16 protein-coding genes, 3 tRNA genes and 1 riboswitch are annotated in these 19,952 nt (G+C 43.2%); of the genes, 13 read left to right on the top strand and 6 right to left on the bottom strand.

The window, feature by feature from the left end; translation table 11 throughout:
- Nucleotides 1-46: 46 nt before the first annotated feature.
- The 5 genes from D7322_RS05150 to D7322_RS05130 form a co-directional block, all read right to left on the bottom strand.
- Nucleotides 47-3,229 carry an efflux RND transporter permease subunit gene (locus D7322_RS05150; RefSeq protein WP_121121911.1) on the bottom strand — a complete coding sequence of 1,061 codons (3,183 nt, stop codon included), beginning with the start codon at nt 3,227-3,229 and terminating at the stop codon, nt 47-49.
- 65 nt (nt 3,230-3,294) lie between these two features.
- Nucleotides 3,295-4,350, bottom strand: coding sequence for an efflux RND transporter periplasmic adaptor subunit (locus D7322_RS05145; RefSeq protein ID WP_121121909.1), 1,056 nt, complete (start codon nt 4,348-4,350; stop codon nt 3,295-3,297).
- Nucleotides 4,351-4,364: 14 nt separating this feature from the next.
- Nucleotides 4,365-5,708 (bottom strand): TolC family protein, encoded by a 1,344-nt coding sequence (locus D7322_RS05140; protein ID WP_121121907.1) that lies wholly within the window; start codon nt 5,706-5,708, stop codon nt 4,365-4,367.
- 28 nt (nt 5,709-5,736) lie between these two features.
- Nucleotides 5,737-6,336, bottom strand: a complete 600-nt coding sequence (locus D7322_RS05135; protein ID WP_121121905.1) for a TetR/AcrR family transcriptional regulator — start codon at nt 6,334-6,336, stop codon at nt 5,737-5,739.
- Nucleotides 6,337-6,508: 172 nt separating this feature from the next.
- The gene (locus D7322_RS05130) at nt 6,509-7,180 is read right to left on the bottom strand and encodes an NUDIX hydrolase (RefSeq protein WP_077434873.1); all 672 of its coding nucleotides are present in this window, start codon (nt 7,178-7,180) and stop codon (nt 6,509-6,511) included.
- A 185-nt stretch (nt 7,181-7,365) separates the two neighbouring features.
- Here D7322_RS05130 and pfkA point away from each other — a divergent pair, with 185 nt between their 5' ends.
- The 6 genes from pfkA to D7322_RS05100 all read left to right on the top strand — a co-directional run bounded on the left by pfkA (nt 7,366) and on the right by D7322_RS05100 (nt 10,680).
- Nucleotides 7,366-8,343 (top strand): 6-phosphofructokinase, encoded by a 978-nt coding sequence (gene pfkA / locus D7322_RS05125; RefSeq protein ID WP_371412046.1) that lies wholly within the window; start codon nt 7,366-7,368, stop codon nt 8,341-8,343.
- A gap of 18 nt (nt 8,344-8,361) precedes the next feature.
- On the top strand, nt 8,362-9,213 hold the full coding sequence (locus D7322_RS05120) for a hypothetical protein (RefSeq protein ID WP_104382338.1): 852 nt from the start codon (nt 8,362-8,364) through the stop codon (nt 9,211-9,213).
- A gap of 4 nt (nt 9,214-9,217) precedes the next feature.
- Nucleotides 9,218-10,216 (top strand): type I glyceraldehyde-3-phosphate dehydrogenase, encoded by a 999-nt coding sequence (gene gap / locus D7322_RS05115; RefSeq protein WP_077434877.1) that lies wholly within the window; start codon nt 9,218-9,220, stop codon nt 10,214-10,216.
- Nucleotides 10,217-10,392: 176 nt separating this feature from the next.
- Nucleotides 10,393-10,468, top strand: a tRNA-Phe gene (locus tag D7322_RS05110).
- A 49-nt stretch (nt 10,469-10,517) separates the two neighbouring features.
- A tRNA-Gly gene (locus D7322_RS05105) sits at nt 10,518-10,590 on the top strand.
- A 5-nt stretch (nt 10,591-10,595) separates the two neighbouring features.
- Nucleotides 10,596-10,680 (top strand) — tRNA-Leu (locus D7322_RS05100).
- 270 nt (nt 10,681-10,950) lie between these two features.
- On the opposite strand, the gene D7322_RS05095 is transcribed toward D7322_RS05100, so the two are convergent.
- Nucleotides 10,951-13,590, bottom strand: coding sequence for an alpha-L-rhamnosidase (locus D7322_RS05095; protein ID WP_121122137.1), 2,640 nt, complete (start codon nt 13,588-13,590; stop codon nt 10,951-10,953).
- A gap of 231 nt (nt 13,591-13,821) precedes the next feature.
- Nucleotides 13,822-13,917: riboswitch (TPP riboswitch) on the top strand.
- 61 nt (nt 13,918-13,978) lie between these two features.
- Here D7322_RS05095 and thiS point away from each other — a divergent pair.
- From thiS to D7322_RS05060, 7 genes are read left to right on the top strand one after another with little or no spacing between them, the layout of a single operon-like run.
- Nucleotides 13,979-14,185 (top strand): sulfur carrier protein ThiS, encoded by a 207-nt coding sequence (gene thiS, locus D7322_RS05090; RefSeq protein WP_121121903.1) that lies wholly within the window; start codon nt 13,979-13,981, stop codon nt 14,183-14,185.
- A 45-nt stretch (nt 14,186-14,230) separates the two neighbouring features.
- Nucleotides 14,231-16,045 (top strand): phosphomethylpyrimidine synthase ThiC, encoded by a 1,815-nt coding sequence (thiC, locus tag D7322_RS05085; protein WP_121122135.1) that lies wholly within the window; start codon nt 14,231-14,233, stop codon nt 16,043-16,045.
- On the top strand, nt 16,042-16,653 hold the full coding sequence (locus tag D7322_RS05080) for a thiamine phosphate synthase (RefSeq protein ID WP_121121901.1): 612 nt from the start codon (nt 16,042-16,044) through the stop codon (nt 16,651-16,653). The genes thiC and D7322_RS05080 overlap by 4 nt, the downstream gene beginning before the upstream one ends.
- The gene (gene thiE / locus D7322_RS05075; RefSeq protein ID WP_245971256.1) at nt 16,605-17,237 is read left to right on the top strand and encodes a thiamine phosphate synthase; all 633 of its coding nucleotides are present in this window, start codon (nt 16,605-16,607) and stop codon (nt 17,235-17,237) included. Before D7322_RS05080 ends, thiE begins: the two co-directional genes overlap by 49 nt.
- Nucleotides 17,234-18,004 carry a thiazole synthase gene (locus D7322_RS05070; RefSeq protein ID WP_121121897.1) on the top strand — a complete coding sequence of 257 codons (771 nt, stop codon included), beginning with the start codon at nt 17,234-17,236 and terminating at the stop codon, nt 18,002-18,004. Before thiE ends, D7322_RS05070 begins: the two co-directional genes overlap by 4 nt.
- Before the next feature lie 9 nt (nt 18,005-18,013).
- On the top strand, nt 18,014-19,138 hold the full coding sequence (gene thiH, locus D7322_RS05065) for a 2-iminoacetate synthase ThiH (protein ID WP_121121895.1): 1,125 nt from the start codon (nt 18,014-18,016) through the stop codon (nt 19,136-19,138).
- 4 nt (nt 19,139-19,142) lie between these two features.
- On the top strand, nt 19,143-19,853 hold the full coding sequence (locus D7322_RS05060; protein ID WP_121121893.1) for a HesA/MoeB/ThiF family protein: 711 nt from the start codon (nt 19,143-19,145) through the stop codon (nt 19,851-19,853).
- The last annotated feature ends 99 nt before the right edge of the window (nt 19,854-19,952 follow it).

Here is a 19,952-nt window from a genome sequence, read left to right as displayed (position 1 = left end):
GAGGCCAATAACTTAGCCTCCTTTCTTTTGTAAAATTGATATATGTTTAATGTTCTGCGACATCAACATGGTCGTAATCTTCTACCATGAGCGCCTCATAATCAGTCTTTTCCTTTTTTCCGAAACGACGTTGCAAGCTATCGAAGATTGAATAGACAACTGGGACGACAACTAGCGTCAAGAACAAAGAGGACAACAGACCACCAATAATTACGATTGCCAAACCTCTATTCATATCGGCACCATCACCTGTGGCGATAGCTATTGGAATCATACCGAATACCATTGCGATTGTCGTCATCAAAATCGGACGAAGACGAGCATGGTTTGCTGCAACTAATGCATCGTGGGTGGTATCTCCTGCTTCTTTACGATGGTTAGCAAAGTCCACCAGCATAATCGCATTCTTGGCTACCAGTCCGATCAGCATAATGATACCCAAAATCGTGAATATATTCAACGTTTGATTTCCCAAAGCCAAGAACAATAATGCCCCGATAAATGACAATGGAATAGAGAACAAGACAACAAATGGAGTGATAAAACTATCATACAAAGCAACCATTACCAAATATACCAGGATAATAGATGCCAATAAGGCAATTCCTAAAGTTCCAAAACCTTCGGTTTGGTTCTCCATGTTACCACCCCAAATAAATACGATTCCCGGTTTACGCGGCAATTTTTCAAACTGTGCCTGCCACTCTTGCGCTACGGTACCCATTGGTCTACCGATGGCCTGTCCTTGAATGGATACTGCCGGCGACTTGTCGCGACGTTCCAACAAAGTGGGGCCAGAACCATAAGTGACGTTGGCAAATTGCTCCAATGAAATCGAAGCACCCTTATTGTTAATAAACTTTAAATCACGCACATTGTCGATATTTGCACGACCACTTTCGGTGTAACGGATATTAATATCATACTCGTTATCCCCTGCCCTATATTTATTATCGGTATTTCCCGAAAATGCAGTTTGCATAGTCATACCAACGGTCGATACATTCAAGCCCAGGGATGTCATTTTATTACGGTCAATTTTCACATTGATCTCTGGGTTACCCGCTTCAGAGGTCAGTTTTACTCCCGCAGCTCCCGGAATTTTGCGCAATTGGTCCGCAGCTTTCTCCGCAAATTCTTGCGCGTCTTCGACCGAGGCACCAATGATGGTCAGCTTCAATGGCGCCTGCTCAGCTCCCATAATACCAACGTTCACAGTTTTAACCTTGGCACCAATCAGTTTATTTTCCAATTCACGTTTTAAGGTTGCGGAATACACCTGAGAATTTCCTTCAAAATTCTCCTTGTCCAGAATAACATGTATTTCGGATTTATAACGAGATCCTGTAGTGGAAGCCATACCATCCGAAGATTGTCCGACCGTAGTGATTATTTCTTTAACGTCTGGCTTGGATTTAAGATAAGCCTCAGCTTTCTGTGTCAATAAGTTAGTTTTTTCTAAGGAAGCGTCTTTATCGAGTTCCAATTGGATAAAAAATTCCTTACGGTCGATACCCGGAAAAAAATCCGAACCGATATAGCCCTTCACTACCAATGAAAATGAAGCAATCAAAAGTCCTATCGCAAGACCTAGCGTAGCCAGTTTAGTCAATCGTGTTTTTAAAGACCACACCAACAATCCCGATACCCAATGCGTAAACGCGGTCAAACCACTCTCGAATCCATGTATTATGCGTCCAAAGAAAGATGTTTTGCTCAAGTGTTCAAGTTTTCCGAAACGTGAGTACAACCAAGGAACTACCGTGAATGAAACAAGTAAAGATAACATGGTAGAGATAATCACGGTCACACAGAATTGTGCCAGGATATTTGCAACCAGTCCTGTAGACATCGCGATTGGCAAGAACACCACCACGATAACCAAAGTAATCGCCGTAACGGTAAATCCAATTTCGGAAGCACCATCAAATGCCGCACGCACCTTATTTTTACCCATCTCCATATGGCGGTGAATATTCTCGATAACAACGATCGCATCATCCACCAGGATACCCACCACAAGGGATAAACCCAACAGTGACATCAAGTTTAACGTATAGCCCATCAAAAGTAAGCCAATGAAGGTTGCAATCAACGACAGCGGAATCGCCACCATTGTAATTGCAGCATTTCGCAAACTCTGTAAGAAAAACAACATAATAAAACCTACTAATGCAATTGCGATCATCAAATCATGGATTACGTTGTCAGCCGCATTCAAGGTAAAATCTGAAGAGTCATTGGCCACCAAAATTTTAATATTTTGCGCAGCATAATCCTTCTCAACCCCGCTAATTACCTTTCCATTTTTATCATGTACCGCGATGGTTTTCTTTACCGCTTCGGATACAGCTACTGCATTGGCATCCGATTGTTTAAAGACCTGCAACAAAATAGTATTCTGGCGGTCCAAACGAGCTACTTTTTCAATTTCTTTGATACCATCCTGAACGTCTGCAATATCACGTAAATAGATCTGAATACCTGCCGGAGTTGTAATCGGCAAGTTACGTAGCTCCTCAATTGAGGTAACCTTTCCCGCTAACCGGATTGTGGTTCTATTATCACGCGTGCTTACGTTACCTGTAGGAAAATCCAAATTAGATGCTGCTACAGTTTGTTGCACCTGTGAGATTGTCAATCCATAACCTTCGATTTTCTTAGGATCCACAGAAATTTGGATCTCACGTTCTTCACCACCAATCATGTCTACTTTTGCAACCCCATTAATACGTGCAAACACAGGCTGGATTTTATTGTCCAGGAGGTCGTATAACTCTTTCTCGGACAAGTTTGAGGTAACAGCCAAACTCATGATCGCGACATCGTCCAACGAGAACTTGGACAGGGAGGGTGTCTCCACATCATCAGGCAAGTCGTTTATGACGGCATTTATCTTCCGCTGGGCATCAGTAAGCAGAAAGTTGACGTCAGCGCCATTGTTAAGGGTAATCATAACGATCGACACCCCTTCAAGCGAGGTCGATTCTACTTTTTTGATACTTTCCAAGGATGAAATAGCATCCTCAATTTTCTTGGTGACAGAGCTCTCCACCTCCGCGGGGGATGCCCCCGGATAAACCGTCTGCACTGTGATGACGTTGATCTCAAATTTAGGGACTAACTCGTACCCTAATTGAGTATAGGAAAACAACCCGCCTAATGTGAGTATTATAAATAATACGATAATTATACTGGGACGTTTTATCGATATTTCGGTAATTTTCATTAGAATTATTTGTTTTTAATGGTAATGAAACCACGACTTCATTTGCTACTGGTTTTCAGTAAACATTATTTAATAATTTCAACAGGGCTCTGATCAAACAAATTGATTTGACCAGAAACAATCACTTGATCACCATTTTGCAGGCCGCCCAAAATTTCAATATAATCGCCGAAGTTCCTTCCGGATTTCACATTGGTTTCGATTGCTTTACCATTTTTAAGCACGAATATTTTATTGTCGCTCACACTACCGACAAATGCATTACGGGGCACGATCAAGGTATTGCCGGCAACACCCTCGCCAAAAATCGCTGTGCCATACATACCGGCACGCAATTGATTGGATGAGTTATTGACTTCAATTTCCACTGGGAAATTTAAGCTTCCGTCCGATTTGGGCGCGATAAATGTCACTTTACCAGTGAATCTTTGGTCAGCATAAACACTTGCAGACACATCCACAGATTGACCGATTTTTAACGTTGCCACATTTTTCTCATCCACATTCACACGTAATTTTAACGTGCCTACATTCACGATATCGAATGCTGCAGCTCCAATATTTAAATAAGTTCCGGGTTCTATTTTACGTGCATTGACCACTCCTGAAACAGATGTTTTGATGGTTACATCGCCTGCGTTCAATTTTGAAGCCTTTAAATTATTTTTGGCATTTTCATATTGTAATTTCACCTGATCCAATTGCTGTTTGGTAACGCCTCCCGTAGAATAAGCGCTTTCAAAACGATGCAGGTCAGCCTGGGCATTGGTAAAGGCTGCCTGAGCATTCGCTACATTGACATTCAGCTTATCTCCTTCAATGATCGCCAATGTTTGTCCGGCACTCACACGTGATCCTTCATCGACCAATACCTTAACTACTCTACCGGCAGTTTCTGCAGAGACCGTTACTTCTTGCTTCGGTGCAAAGGTTCCATTCGCAGTATAACGCAAATCCATCGAAGCGACCTTTGCGGTATCAATACGAACGGCAATAGACGCATTGGTTTTGGCGACTTCAGCAGTCTCAGCTTCGTTCTTCTTTTTATTTTTATTTAACACAAAAAATATTCCTGCAAGACCAGCAGCAATAATAAGTAGGGTAATAATTCCGCGTTTCATATCGTATTAGTCAATTATTCGTTAATTAGTGATTTGAGATTGCCGTTTGCTTTAATCAGTTGAACTTCAGCCACCTTATAATCAAGCAAAGACGTATTTAAATTATTTTGTGCATCAGCATAAGCTTTCTCTGCGTCCAGTAGATCTGTCAACGTCGCCAAACCGTTCTTGTAGTTATTGTTTGTATCCTCCAGGACGGACTTAGCCAAATCCACATTTTTGCGATTCGACTCAATCGTCAAAAGTGTATTCTTGATTTGCACTTTGGAATTTTCCGCAGCCATACTCAGCGCTAATTTTGTATCAGCGATATCAACCTGAAGCTTATCAATATCGATCTGAGCTTGACGGACCTTGGATTTTGTCAAGAAACCATTAAAAATAGGAACGGATAAATTCAAGCCGATTCCCGAGAAACTAGACCAGTTTACACCTTCAGCCTTTGAAAATATAGGAAATACTGGCCCCAGACCTTGACGTCCATAATTAGCAGTCAGTGACAATGTTGGATAATATTTTGAAATCTCGGCTTTTTTATTGAGCTCCAATAAGTCATTTTGCTTCGTAAGCACCTGAATCTCTGTTCTATTGGAAACATCAATTGGATTATAAACGGCATTTAACGCAACGGTTTCAAAGGTTGAGCTTGGCATGACGATCTGTTCATCCATGGACATACCAATAACAAATTTAAGTGCATTTTCTTTAAGTTCAACTGCATTAATCAACTGCTGTCTAGATGCTTTTAGATTTGTAACCGCTACATTTGTACGATCCAGATCAATTTTCTTGGCTAATCCATTATTATATAGACCTTCGATCACGTCTCTTGTTTTGGTCGTGCTTTCTAAGTTATTATCAACTGTTTTTAATTGTAATTTGGATTGATAAACATCATAATAGCTATTGGCTACTTTTTCAATTAACTGTTCATCCGTCAACGTTTTATTAATCAGGTAAAATTCGCGTGTGGTTTTCGCGGCCTTTAATCCGGTAAATACTGTTTGATTAAACAATTGTTGATTCAAACTTATCGAATTTGTTGATTGCCATTTTTGTCCGAAAGCGGCCATTACTGTTGTTCCAGGCTGACCGACAAGCTCACCGGGCAATGCAACTTTTTGAATCATGGGATTATACGTTATTCCCCCCGTAAAATTGATCTGTGGTAATGCGCCCGATTTAACCTCAGCGATCTTATGCTCCGCATTCTGCACATCGAGTGTTGCTTTTTTTGCATCAGCTTTATTCTGCAGAGCAAATTTGATCGCATCACTTAGGCTTAATTGCTGCTGTGCATGACTTTGGAAAACCATCGTACCTAATAAAAGGCTGGCTAGTATTCTGATTGTTTTCATTCCTAATTTATTTGTCCTAATTTTATATCTACTTTTTATTTATACCATTAAAAAACAGCTTCGTAGCCAACTTCTGTTTCTGTAATACTTCATCAAAACGATCCTGATTTGGTATCCCAGAAATGATATCTGAAATATTACACATCAAGGATAGACTCTTCATCAGTTCAACATAGATTTCCGCTGTTTCATACAAATGTTCTTCGTTGAGTTCCCCCTTCTCCGCGCCTACCTTAAATATTTCATAGAGCGCCTTTACATCACGATTATGGAGACACTGAAAGAAATCCTGCATCGAAAGCCCTTTAATCCACTCTAGGTTCTCGTTCATGTGCAACATATAATACTTACGTACAAATGCATCTCTTAATTCCAGGATCTTCATAATCAGTTCGTAGGTTGTACCTTTATGTATGGCAACCAACTTCTCCTCCTCCTCCCGGTACGTATCGGTCAAACGTATAATGACGTCACGTATAAGCGCATTCTTTTCCGAGTAATAATAATATAAATTCGCCTTGGTGATTTTTATATCCTCCGCAATTTCATTCATTGTTGTCTTACTAAATCCATAATGCATAAAGCGTCTTATGGCAGCATCAATGATCTGGTCTTTTCTATCTTCCATTCTTCAAAAAACTCCTTTCTACTTTCTGACTTTTATCAGAAATTGTTCAAAAATATAAAAAGTAACATCTCGCACAAAATATATTTTGAAATCGATAATAATTTGATACTTAATTGACAACAAAAAAGGCAAACTTTAGAAGTTTGCCTTGCCCATAATAACTCAGATTTGATTAAAACGCTACAGTATTCTGAAAATGTTTGAGGAATTTTCTTTTATCCAGTTTATACAGACGGGCCGCCCGATAAGCAACTCCGGTCTGAACTTCATCCAGTTCCTTTAGAAAACCGTAATTCTGCATTTTCTTTCTAAAATTGCGTTTATCCAATGTTTTATTTAATATTCCCTCATACACCAATTGCAACTGGGTGAGGGTGAATTTTTCAGGTAACAATTCAAAAGCGATCGGTTTATAGGCCAGACGACGCTGCAATCTTTCCAGACATAGGTCCAAAATCTGCTTATGGTCAAATGCCAGTTCGGGAACATTTCTCACCGGAAACCATTTTGCCTGTTTCATGTAATTTGTAACAGGCTTTGTTTTTAATTTTGTATTGTCAAGTTGGACAAGGGCATAATAAGCTACGGTCAGAATACGTCCTTTTGGGTGCCGTTTGAGACCCGCAAAAGAATGTAACTGATCCATAAATACATCTTTCAAACCTGTATTTTCATACAAAATTCTTTTTACGGCATCTTCCATCTCTTCGTCATTATCCACGAAAAAGCCTGGCAATGCCCACCAATCCTTAAAAGGATATTCATTTCTTTCAGCCAAAAGAACTTTTAATTCTCCTTCATGAAAGCCTAATATGACACAGTCTACGGTAAAATTACTATACAAAACTTCTAAATTTATTTATGTGCATTATACTGAGCTAAATTTATCGGCTACTAATCATCGGGTTATCTGTAACAATTATACGCTTCCTAAACGTGATGCGCAAAAAAATAATGAAAAATTTATTCAAAGTGTAGAATATACACTATAAAAATCTTATATTCGTAAAACCTAAAATATAGAGTGTGATAAAAGAAATTAAAAAAATAGGCGTATTAACATCTGGCGGTGACGCACCCGGCATGAATGCTTGCATTCGTGCTGTTGTCCGTACAGCGCTACATAAGGGCCTCCAGGTAACTGGGATTTATCAGGGTTATCAAGGTCTGATTGACGGAAATTTTAAAGAAATGGATACCCGCTCAGTGAGCAACATCATACAGCGTGGTGGTACGATATTAAAAACAGCGCGTTGTCTTGAGTTTAAAACAACTGAAGGACGAAAAATCGCTTACGATAATTTGAAGGCAGCAGAAATTGATGCTTTGGTGGTGATCGGTGGTGACGGAACTTTTACCGGTGCGAATTTCTTCTCCAAAGAATTTGAGATTCCCATTGTAGGTATCCCCGGAACGATTGACAACGACCTTTACGGGTCTGACTATACCATTGGTTATGATACAGCCAATAACACCGTTATCGAGGCCATTGATAAAATCAGAGATACGGCTGCCTCCCATGAGCGCCTTTTCTTTGTTGAAGTCATGGGCAGAGACTCGGGATGTATCGCATTAAACGCTGGAATTGCCGGTGGTGCAGAGGCCATCCTACTTCCGGAGAAAGAGACAGCTATTGATGACTTAATCCGTCACTTGGAAGATGGTGCGATTAAAAAGAAATCCTCGTCCATTGTTATTGTTGCTGAAGGTGACCAAAATGGTGGTGCATACTATGTCGCAAAAAAAGTAAAGGAAAAATTTGATCATTACGATACGAAAGTTAGTATATTAGGGCATTTACAACGTGGTGGATCTCCGACGAGTTTCGACCGCGTATTAGCCAGTCGATTGGGGTTTGCTGCCGTGAATGAAATTTTAGCGGGCAATACACGCATCACCGTGGGGCTTCGTGGTAATGAAATCAAAACCACACCGATTGAAGAGGCTATCAGCAACAAGGAAATTAAACTTAGTCCTGATCTATTGGAAATGGCTGAGATTTTATAACATAAAGCAAAGCAGACTATGATAGCAGTAGTATACAGTGGATCTCGATTCTCAGACTGGCGGTTGGCTGACAAAGGCCGGATAACCACCGGATTCCGCATGAATGGTATCAACCCTTATCTTCAGGATGAAAGGTCCATACTACAGCATTTAAATAGAAACACCAATCTGATCAATAACGCTGAAAAAATTAAGCGTATTTATTTTTTTGGTGCCGGTTCTTCCTCCAAGGAACGCAAAGATAAAATCAAAAATGTCTTCGAACGCTTCTTTGTCAACGCAAGGGTCAAGGTTGACCACGATGTCATTGCTTCGGCAATTTCAACTTTCGGGGATGAAAAAGGCATTGTGGGCATCATTGGAAGCGGATCGAACGCGGCTTATTATACCGGCAAGAAAATCATAGAGAACAACTACGGCTTGGGCTATATCCTCGCGGACGAAGGGGCGACAAACTGGAATAGCCAGCAGTTGCTGAAACACTATATGACAGACACCCTCCCACTCGATCTGAAAGAAAAATTGGAGAAAGAGTTTACCCTGGATAAGAAAAGTATTTTGGAGAAGGTGTATATCGCACCGCAACCCACTAACTTCTTAAATTCATTTACGGATTTTGTACTTGAAAACAAGGAGCATCTCTTTATCAATCAGCTGATCAAAAATGGATTACGTATTTTCATTAAAACCTATATTAAGCCATTAATGAAGGAGTATCCGGATAGTGATGTGAATTTTACGGGTTCGGTGGCATTCAATTATGAAAACATCCTCCGGGAGGTAGCAACAGATGAATTTAATATCAGTATTGGCACCGTAGTCAAGGAGCCGATACATAATTTAATTAAATATTATATCAATAAAAATTAAGAATATGAAAATTGGAATTAACGGATTTGGCCGTATTGGTCGTTTAGCATTCAGAGCTGCTATCAATCGTCCAGAAATTGAAATTGTTGGTATCAATGACTTAGTTGAGCCGGATTACATGGCTTATATGTTGAAATACGATTCAACTCACGGTAAATTTGACGGTACCGTAGAGGTGAAAGACGGTAACTTGGTCGTGAATGGCAAAACAATCCGTGTGACTGCTGAAAAAGATCCGGCAAACTTGAAATGGAATGAAGTAGGTGCTGAAGTAATCATCGAATCTACAGGTTTCTTCCTGACACAAGAGTTAGCTCAAAAACACATTGATGCAGGTGCGAAAAAAGTTGTGATGTCAGCTCCGGCAAAAGATGATACACCTACTTTCGTTATGGGTGTAAACCACAAAGAATTAAAAGCTGATCAACATATCGTTTCGAATGCTTCTTGTACAACAAACTGTTTGGCGCCTATCGCTAAGGTATTGAATGACAAATTCGGTATCGTTGAAGGTTTGATGACTACTGTACATGCAGTAACAGCTACGCAAAAAACCGTGGATGGTCCTTCTGTAAAAGACTGGAGAGGTGGCCGTGGAGCTTACCAAAACATTATCCCTTCTTCTACAGGTGCTGCTAAGGCTGTAGGTCTTGTCCTTCCTGAATTGAAAGGTAAACTGACAGGTATGTCGCTACGTGTTCCTACTGCTGACGTTTCAGTTGTTGACTTAACAGTACGCCTAAACAAAGGTGCTTCATACGAAGAGATCAAAACTGCGATGAAAGAAGCTTCTGAAGGTGAATTGAAAGGTATCTTGGGTTACACAGAGGACGAGGTTGTTTCAACTGACTTCTTAGGTGATGCACGTACTTCAATCTTCGATGCTAAAGCTGGAATTTCTTTGAATGATAATTTCGTTAAGGTTGTATCTTGGTATGACAACGAGTGGGGGTATTCAAACAAAATCGTTGATTTAGTATTAGAAGTAGGTAAATTATCTTAATCAGATCCACCTAGACAGTATTAGAGGGCTATTCAGATCGAATAGCCCTTTATTTTTTCCGCTTAGGAATCAACAGGTTGGCGTTTAAACGCAAAAAAAAGCACTTTTGCTTTTTGTATTTCAAATAATCCCTCTATATTTGCAGCATCAATAAGACAAACGTCTAGCATTGAAAAGGTGCCATAGCTCAGTTGGTAGAGCAAAGGACTGAAAATCCTTGTGTCGCTGGTTCGAATCCAGCTGGCACCACCAAAAGAAACAGAACGCGACGTTCTGAAATACTTGAAAAAATAAATTCCATGCGAAAATAGCTCAGTTGGTAGAGCACAACCTTGCCAAGGTTGGGGTCGCGAGTTCGAATCTCGTTTTTCGCTCACCTGCCTAGGTGGTGGAACTGGTAGACACGCAGGACTTAAAATCCTGTTCCCGTTAAGGGAGTGCGGGTTCGATTCCCGCCCTAGGTACAATAAAGCCCATCAGATGATGGGCTTTATTGTTTTATATGCTATTCCATATTTAAGTCACACTTTTCTTCGCACCAAATTCGGAGTATAGTCAGATTCCGGCTAGATGTTGGTCAGGAAATCACTGGTCAACATCTGGTCAATACCTCAACCTTGGTCAATAACGCAGACTGTCCGAATAAGATCCGAAAATAAGACGAAGGAACGATCTACCAACAACGATAATTTATTGATTTCTTAAATTATTCAAAAATCTGTTTACCAGACCACTTATTTCAATTCCAAATTTAAGTCATGTCTCCCTGCCTCCAATTGGATTACTTTACCATTGCGGATATTTGCTGGCGGATAAAAGGTTGCCCTGGCATTTGCCGGTATCTCCACCCGATATTCGACCTTATTTCCGTTCGATTTCCAGCTGGACACAATCTTTCCGTAGGGCGAGTTATAAGTAATGGAAGACTCCTTAAGTTCCTTCGGAAAAATGGGTTTTAATAGCACATGTTTAAAACCAGCCTGCGCCGGATCCGGCAGAATGCCGCCGATGGACTTGAAAAACCAGCCTCCGATTTCACCAAACATCATGTGATTGTCAGAGATATCCCGCGTGGCATTCAGATCCCAGTTTTCGAGCAAGGTAGTCGCCCCATTGACAATCCACCATCCCCAGGAGGGATAGGTATCCTGTACCGCGACTTTATAGGCCGTTTCGTCATAACCATTTTCCTTCAGTGCATTCAGGAGTGCTTTCGCCCCCAGCACCCCTACATCCAGATGAAAATTGGTCTCTTCTACCTTGCTATTTAGATTGGCAGCGACTTTGGCTTTCATCGCTTCTGGTACCACCCCCCAATATAAAGGTACACTTAGCTCGGTCTGAGTTCCCGTGCTGTAAATCCCCTTTTCAGTATCCAAAAATTTGGCGTTGATGGCATCTTTGATCTTTTGGCTTAATTGTTCATATTTCTGCTGGTCGGCTGTTTTTCCAAACATCTTTGCAGCGGAAGCCAGTATCCTTGCATCCACGTAAAAGTACACTGATGAGGTAAGTTCAAGATTGGACTGCGATTTGACCGGTACCCAATCCCCCCGACCAAAGGTGGTCAGTCCACTTGGACTGATTCCGTCTACGTAATCCACATAACGTTTTATATTGTCATAACATTCTGCCAATAGGCTTGCATCGCCGTAAAACAGATAGGTCTGCCATGGAATAATAGCAATGGTGCTTGTCCAGTCTAAGCCATTTGCCGTACCGTACCCCCAGCCCCCCGTGGGAATGATATCCGGCAACACACCATTTTCCTGTTGCTCGTCCCGATGATCTGCCATCCATTTCTCGTAAACCGTGATGCCATCAAAATTATAATAAGCTGTTTCAATGGCGAGGTGACCATCCCCTGTCCAGCCATTTTTCTCCCGCTGCGGACAGTCCGTGGGATAGCCCATCAAATTGGATAAGTAGGCGTTATTGGTTGCTTCCCATAATCCATTGATCAGGGCAGAGGAGGTTTTCAGCTGGCCAATTGGACGCACGTCGCTATGCATAAAATAAGCCATAACAGCCGACTTCTCCAACACTACCGGTTCACTGCAGCTCACTTCGACATAGCGGAAACCTTTATAGCCAAATTTCGCCATAAATTCATCTTCCTTCTTACCGCTTAGCGTCAGAATATCGGTTTGAAAGGGTTCCAATTCTTTATTTCCACGATAATAAACATCAATATTGGACTGGTCCAGGCGTCCATTTGCATGCAATCGTTCGCCATGTTTGATCTTGACCACAGTTCCGGCCTTCCCTCGCATCTTGATCTTTGTCAGACCAGCCATATTCTGCCCCATATCAAAGACATAGGTACTGTCATTGATCTTTTTCATTGATTTCGGTTCATACGATCTAACAAGGCGTATGGGTACCGTCTGTTGTGAGGTAATGTTTGTGGAGGGCGGCTTCCGATACCGAACAGTATGCCACTGGCTGTCGTCAAAGGTCGGCATATCCCATCCCGGCATCTCCAGACGCGCATCATAATGCTCGCCCGTATAAATATTATTGTAGCGGATAGGTCCTGCAGCAGTTTTCCAGCTTTGATCCGAGCTTATTGTTTCCTCACTGCCGTCCTGATAGACAATACGCAGGTCCAAACAAAATGTCGGGCGGTCGCGCCAAGGGGCTTTGTCAAAATCCCATACCGCCAGAGGCTGATGATTATACCAACCATTTCCCAAGACGACGGCGAGGACATTGTCTCCCTGCTGAAGTTGCCGGGTGACGTCTTCCACCACATATAAAGTACGTTTATCAAATCGGGTATACATCGGATCCAGCCTGTGATCGCCGATTTTCTCGCCATTTACGGAAAGCTCATAAAGTCCCGCCACAGCAATGTAAGCACGAGCCGATTTGATCGGTTTGGCAGCTTTAAATGCTCTTCTGAAATAAGGTGCAGGCTGTTCATGGATACTGTGGTTATCGCTGATCCATTTTCCTTTCCAGTGCTCCACCCCCATCATACCGGTTTCGAATGAAGCAATGGAAGACGTGCCTGGCCGTCCATTTTTATCCCAGACCAGGACTTTCCAAAAATACTTTGTCTGCGGTTTCAATGCCCTCCCCTTGTAATGGATCAACATGTCAGAATTTAACTGCTTGCCACTATTCCATATACCGGGTTTATTTTTCACCAATGCCATTGAATCTGTATCTACCATAATTTGATAAGCCGATTGTTTTGCTCCCTGCCGTTTATCAGCCAGCTGCCAACTCAAACGAGGACTGGGCCTATCTACACCCAATGGATTTTGGAGATGTTCACAGCTGAGCCCAATGGGTACACATTCTTTTCGCTGCTGTGCATATAGGACTGAGCTCATGCTCAGCGTCATTATCAGTAAACTCTTCCGCATAGTTGGTTTATACATGTTGGTTTCTTGCTTTTCCCACAATAGAATTGAATTTAAATCCTGAACGATCATGAATGAATTCAGCGGAACAACAAGAGTTGTTAAATTGTTTTAGTTGATCCAAAAACGAATATATTAATTATTTTCAACATAGTAAACTGTACTGTCCTGCGGGGAAGTATTTAAAATTAGTGACGATGTTTTGGATTTTTCATCAAAATAGTCCTATATTAGTTCCGACTTTAGGGGTGTCTGCATTTGCAGGCTGAGATTTTACCCTTATAACCTGATCCAGATCATACTGGCGTAGGGAAAAGTAAGCTGTCTTCCGGATACATTTTTGTATCTTGTTGTGGCCATTCCTAAAGTTTTACCAAAAAAATAAAAAGGAATGGAACTTACAATCAATCATCAAATCCGATTTTTCGACCCCGCGCCCAACTCTTTAGCCGATCTTTTACAGATTGAGCTTTCTGATAAAACACAAGGTGTCGCTGTAGCGCTCAACAACCGGGTTATTCCCAAAGACGACTGGTCCAAAACCCATCTGCAATCCAGCGACCAGATCTTGCTTATTACTGCTACACAAGGTGGTTAACCCCATTGAACATACTCAATTCAATATACCTAATTCCCCATGCACATGACATCAGAAAAAATCACACAGACCGCTTTTCCAAATTCCACCAAGGTTTTTGTCCCCGGAACGCTCTATCCTATCCAAGTGGCCATGCGTCAAATTTCGTTGAGTCCTACCAAATTGAGCAATGGTCAGATCGAAGTAAATCCGCCCATTACCATATACGACACCTCAGGTCCCTACACAGACGGGACGCAGGAAATTGACATCCGCAAGGGGCTTCCCCGCCTTCGGGACCAATGGATCCTGGACCGCAAGGATGTGGAACAGCTGGAGGGCATCAGCTCGACTTACGGTCAGGAGCGTCTGGCGGATACAACACTGAACGAACTTCGTTTTGCCTACAGCCATAAACCCAAGGTTGCTGTGCAAGGAAAAAATGTAACGCAATTGCATTATGCCAGAAAAGGTATCATTACGCCGGAGATGGAATATGTTGCCATTCGCGAAAATCAACGGATAGCACAGCTGGCTGAAAGTACCCCTGGTATGGATCACCAGCATCCGGGTGAGAACTTTGGCGCCCGGACTGCCGAAAAATACATTACACCGGAGTTTGTCCGGGAGGAAATCGCTGCCGGCAGAGCAATTATTCCGAACAATATCAATCATCCAGAAAGCGAGCCAATGATTATCGGTCGTAATTTTCTGGTAAAAATCAATGCCAACATCGGCAATAGTGCGGTCAGCTCCAGCATCGAAGAAGAGGTTGAAAAAGCAGTATGGGCCTGCCGTTGGGGTGCCGATACCATCATGGATCTGTCCACAGGAAAAAATATCCACGAAACCCGTGAATGGATTATCCGCAATTCACCTGTACCGATAGGCACTGTCCCGATCTATCAGGCGCTCGAAAAAGTGAAAGGGGTTGCCGAAGATCTCACTTGGGAAATATTCCGGGATACGCTGATTGAACAGGCTGAACAGGGTGTCTCTTATTTCACCATCCATGCCGGTGTCCTACTGCGCTACATTCATTTAACAGCAAAGCGCGTGACCGGTATCGTATCAAGAGGTGGATCCATTATGGCCAAATGGTGTCTTTTTCATCATCAGGAAAACTTTCTTTATACGCATTTTGAAGAGATCTGCCAGATCATGAAGCAGTATGATGTTGCTTTTTCGCTCGGTGATGGCTTGCGTCCGGGCGCTATTGCAGATGCCAATGACGCTGCCCAATTTGCCGAACTCGAAACCCTGGGTGAGTTGACAAAGATCGCTTGGAAACATGATGTACAGGTGATGATCGAGGGGCCTGGCCACGTTCCTATGCAGCTGATCAAAGAGAACATGGAAAAGCAGCTGGAATGTTGTGACGAGGCGCCGTTTTACACCTTAGGCCCGCTGACCACTGATATTGCACCGGGATATGACCACATCACTTCGGCTATTGGCGCGGCAATGATCGGCTGGTATGGCTGTGCCATGCTCTGCTATGTAACACCAAAAGAGCACCTTGGACTCCCAAATAAAAAAGATGTGAAAGACGGTGTCATCACCTACAAACTGGCCGCCCATGCGGCAGATCTGGCCAAAGGACATCCCGGGGCGCAGTACCGCGACAATGCGCTGAGTAAGGCCAGATTTGAATTTCGATGGGAGGATCAGTTTAACCTATCCCTTGATCCGGATACCGCCCGCGAATATCACGACGAAACACTGCCCGCGGATGCTGCCAAAGTAGCCCATTTCTGCTCCATGTGCGGGCCGAAATTCTGTTCGATGAAAATTACACAGGAAATCCGGGATACCGCCGCACAGGGCATGTTGGAAAAATCGCAGGAATTCATCGCCCAAGGAAAGGAAATCTACTTATGATCATTGCATTGACAGCAGCGGAGGAAGTTGCCCCGGAAATGGACATCATACATCATCTCTTTGAACAGGGGCTCGATCTACTGCATCTGCGAAAATATCATTTCACAGATGAGCAGATGTACCGGTATGTGGAATCTATAGATGCCACATACCGCGATCGACTGGTTCTCCACTCCCATCCGCAGCTGTCAGATGCACTTCAAATCGGCAGAATTCACTTCAACGAACATCATCGGCAAAGCGGCCTGTTCGACCGGCATCATTTCGGGAACATCTATTCGACTTCGGTCCATCATATCAGTCAGTTCAATGCCTTGGACACACGCTGGAATTATGCCTTCTTAAGTCCCTTATTTCCAAGCATCTCAAAAATAGGCTATGGCCGGGAAAATGCACTATTGAATCAGCTGCCACTACGGTCCAATTTTGATGTTCGCTTAATTGGTCTGGGAGGGATAGCAGCCGCCAACTGCCTGCTTCCCTTCCGGGCAGGAGCAAATGGAATCGCCTTATTGGGTGCTCTATGGCAAGATCCCGACCCTATTCAACATTTTATCACATGCAAACAGCTATGCTCGAAAAACTACAATATATCTCCCAGGGACTGACTTTGGCAGACCAAAAGAATAACATCTTAAAAGCTTTGGATGCAGGTGCCACATGGATTCAGATCCGATGGAAACAAGCAGATGAATCTGCATTCTCGCTGCTCGCGCAGCAAATGCTACAGGTTTGCCAGCACTTTGGAGCCAAATGTATCATCAACGATCATGTGCAGCTAGCAAAGGAGTTGGATGTCGATGGTGTACACCTGGGCTTAACTGATTGCGGTATAGCTGAAGCTCGCCAGTTGTTGGGAGCAGCAAAGATTATTGGCGGGACAGCAAATAGTCTGGAAGATGTGCAACAGCGGATAGCTGAAAAATGTGATTACATCGGACTCGGCCCCTATAAACATACTTATACAAAACAAAAGCTCAGTCCACTATTGGGCATTGCCGGATATGAACATATCATCCGGGAAATCCGTCGGCAGGGGCTTACTCCTGTTCCGATCTACGCCATCGGTGGGATCAGCAGCCTCGAAGATATCCAACGTTTAACAGAAACAGGGGTTTATGGTGTAGCGGTATCAGGACTGATCACCCAGACACCAAATATTATTTCATCCATTAAAAATCTTTTAAAATGAGCATATTACACATAGCCAATCGCAGCTTTGAATCTAGATTATTTATGGGAACGGGCAAATTCGGCAATCTAGATGAGATGAGCGCGGCCGTTAGGGCTTCCGGATCACAACTCGTTACCGTTGCATTAAAACGAATCGATCAGCTCGCCGTGCAAGACGAATTGACGGCTGCACTCGACCTAACAAAAATAGACTTACTCCCCAATACATCGGGTGCCAGAACAGCGGCGGAAGCGGTTTTAGCGGCCCAGCTGGCCAGAGAAGCGCTGGAAACAAACTGGGTAAAACTGGAAATTCATCCCGATCCCCGCTATCTGCTACCTGACCCGATTGAAACTTTACGTGCGACAGAGGAGCTGGCAAAACTGGGCTTTGTCGTCATGCCTTATATTCATGCAGACCCTGTACTTTGTAAACGTCTGGAAAACGCAGGTACCGCCGTTGTCATGCCCCTAGGTGCACCGATTGGTAGCAACAAAGGGCTTCGTACCCAAGACTTTCTGGAAATTATTATCGAGGAAAGCAATGTCCCGGTAATCGTTGATGCCGGAATTGGGGCTCCCTCTGATGCTGCTAAAGCGATGGAAATCGGTGCGGATGCCGTACTGGTCAATACGGCAATTGCCATTTCCAATAATCCGGTACAGATGGCCGCGGCATTTAAGCAAGCAGTCAGTGCCGGGCGCGAGGCTTATGAAGCAGGATTAGGGCCCATTACTTCGCGGGCAGTCAGTTCAAGTCCGCTCACTTCATTTTTATTCGATTGATCCAAAACCATGACTGATTTTAAAAAGCTACTCGCGCAATATCGCTGGGAAGAAGTCCAGGCAAAGATTTATGGGACCTCGGATCAGGATGTCCGCCATGCATTAAACCGGGATAATTTGACACTCAATGATTTCATCGCCCTTATTTCACCGGCCGCAACACCTTATCTGGAGCAAATGGCTGTCAAGGCACAGCAGATCACACAACTGCGCTTTGGCAAGACGATACAACTCTACGCTCCTCTCTACCTCAGCAATGAATGTCAGAATATCTGCACTTACTGCGGGTTTAGCATGGACAACAAGATTCGCCGAAAAACGTTGAGCAACACTGAATTATTACTGGAAGCGATGGCACTCAAATCCATGGGGGTCAACCATGTCCTATTAGTCAGCGGTGAAGCAAACAAGACCGTGGAAATTAATTATTTCCTGCAGGCGATTGAGCTGCTTAAACCTCATTTTTCCCAAATATCCATCGAGGTACAACCTCTTGAATTAACGGAATACCAATTGTTACAGGCTGCGGGTGTATATGCAGTCCTAGTGTACCAGGAAACCTATCATCGGGAAGTATATAAGAAATACCATCCCAAAGGCAAGAAATCGAATTTTGATTACCGTTTGGACACTCCGGACCGCATCGGGCAGGCGGGGATCCATAAAATCGGATTAGGGGTGTTACTCGGACTGGAAGATTGGCGTGTAGACAGCTTCTTTACCGCGGCTCACATTGCCTATTTACAAAAAAACTACTGGCAGACCCGGTACTCCATTTCCTTTCCGCGACTGCGGCCGGCAGCAGGTTCCGTCGCTCCCAATTTTCATCTTTCGGACAAACATCTGCTGCAATTAATCTGTGCTTACCGGTTATGGAATGAAAATCTGGAGATTTCCATTTCTACCCGGGAAAATGAAAGCTTTAGGGATCATATCATCCCTATCGGAGTAACAACAATGAGTGCGGCTTCCAAAACAAACCCCGGCGGGTATGTTGTTGCCCCACAAGCGCTGGAGCAATTTGAGGTCAGCGACGAGCGGGATATGGAAACCATAAAAAATCAAATCCGAAAAATGGGATACGCACCTGTGATGAAGGATTGGGAAAGTACTTATTCAGGACTAATTCGCTAAATGGATGAAAGAGGATTTAATTTTCGAACGCTATAGCCGACAAATCTTTATCGAGGAAATTGGTGTTTCGGGACAACGAAAAATCATGAATGCCAAAGTACTGATCGTTGGAGCTGGCGGGCTGGGGAGTCCGGTATTGCAATATCTGGCAGCTGCTGGCATTGGTGTGCTTGCTTTGGCCGATTTTGACCGGGTAGAACTACATAACCTCAATAGGCAGGTGATCCATGGCGAAAAGCAGCTCCATAAAACCAAAACCAGCAGCGCCGTTGACTTTATGCAACGGCACAACAGTACGATTGATTTCCGGCCCTTGCAGGTTAAAATTGATGTTGACAATGCAGCAGAAATTCTTCGACCTTATGATATCATTGTGGATTGCTGCGACAACTTTAAGACGCGTTACCTGCTCAATGAGACCTGTCTAACGCTTAACAAGCCTTTAGTCTATGGAAGTATACACGGATTTGAGGGACAGTTGGCAGTATTTAATTATCAGGGCAGCAAACATCTCCTCGACCTGTTTCCCTCAGTTCCTCCCCCCGAACAGGTGCCCAACTGTGATAAAAATGGTGTGCTGGGTCCCTTACCGGGAATAATAGGGAGCATGATGGCCATGCAGGTACTCAAAATGGCCGCAGGGCTGCCTGTAGACGCTAATCAACTGACCCTTGTCGATACGCTGCATTGGCGTTTTTCGAAGCTTTCTTTTTAAAATATGACTTAACGAGCTCGCCTGCCTGCAGGGAGCTCCTCATTTATCATGAAAATTCATTTTTAAAACAAGCATTAGCAAACAATATTTCCTATTTTT

This window comes from Sphingobacterium puteale (assembly GCF_003627955.1).
In the GTDB taxonomy this organism is placed as follows: domain Bacteria; phylum Bacteroidota; class Bacteroidia; order Sphingobacteriales; family Sphingobacteriaceae; genus Sphingobacterium; species Sphingobacterium puteale.
This window is presented reverse-complemented; position numbering and strand designations above follow the sequence as displayed.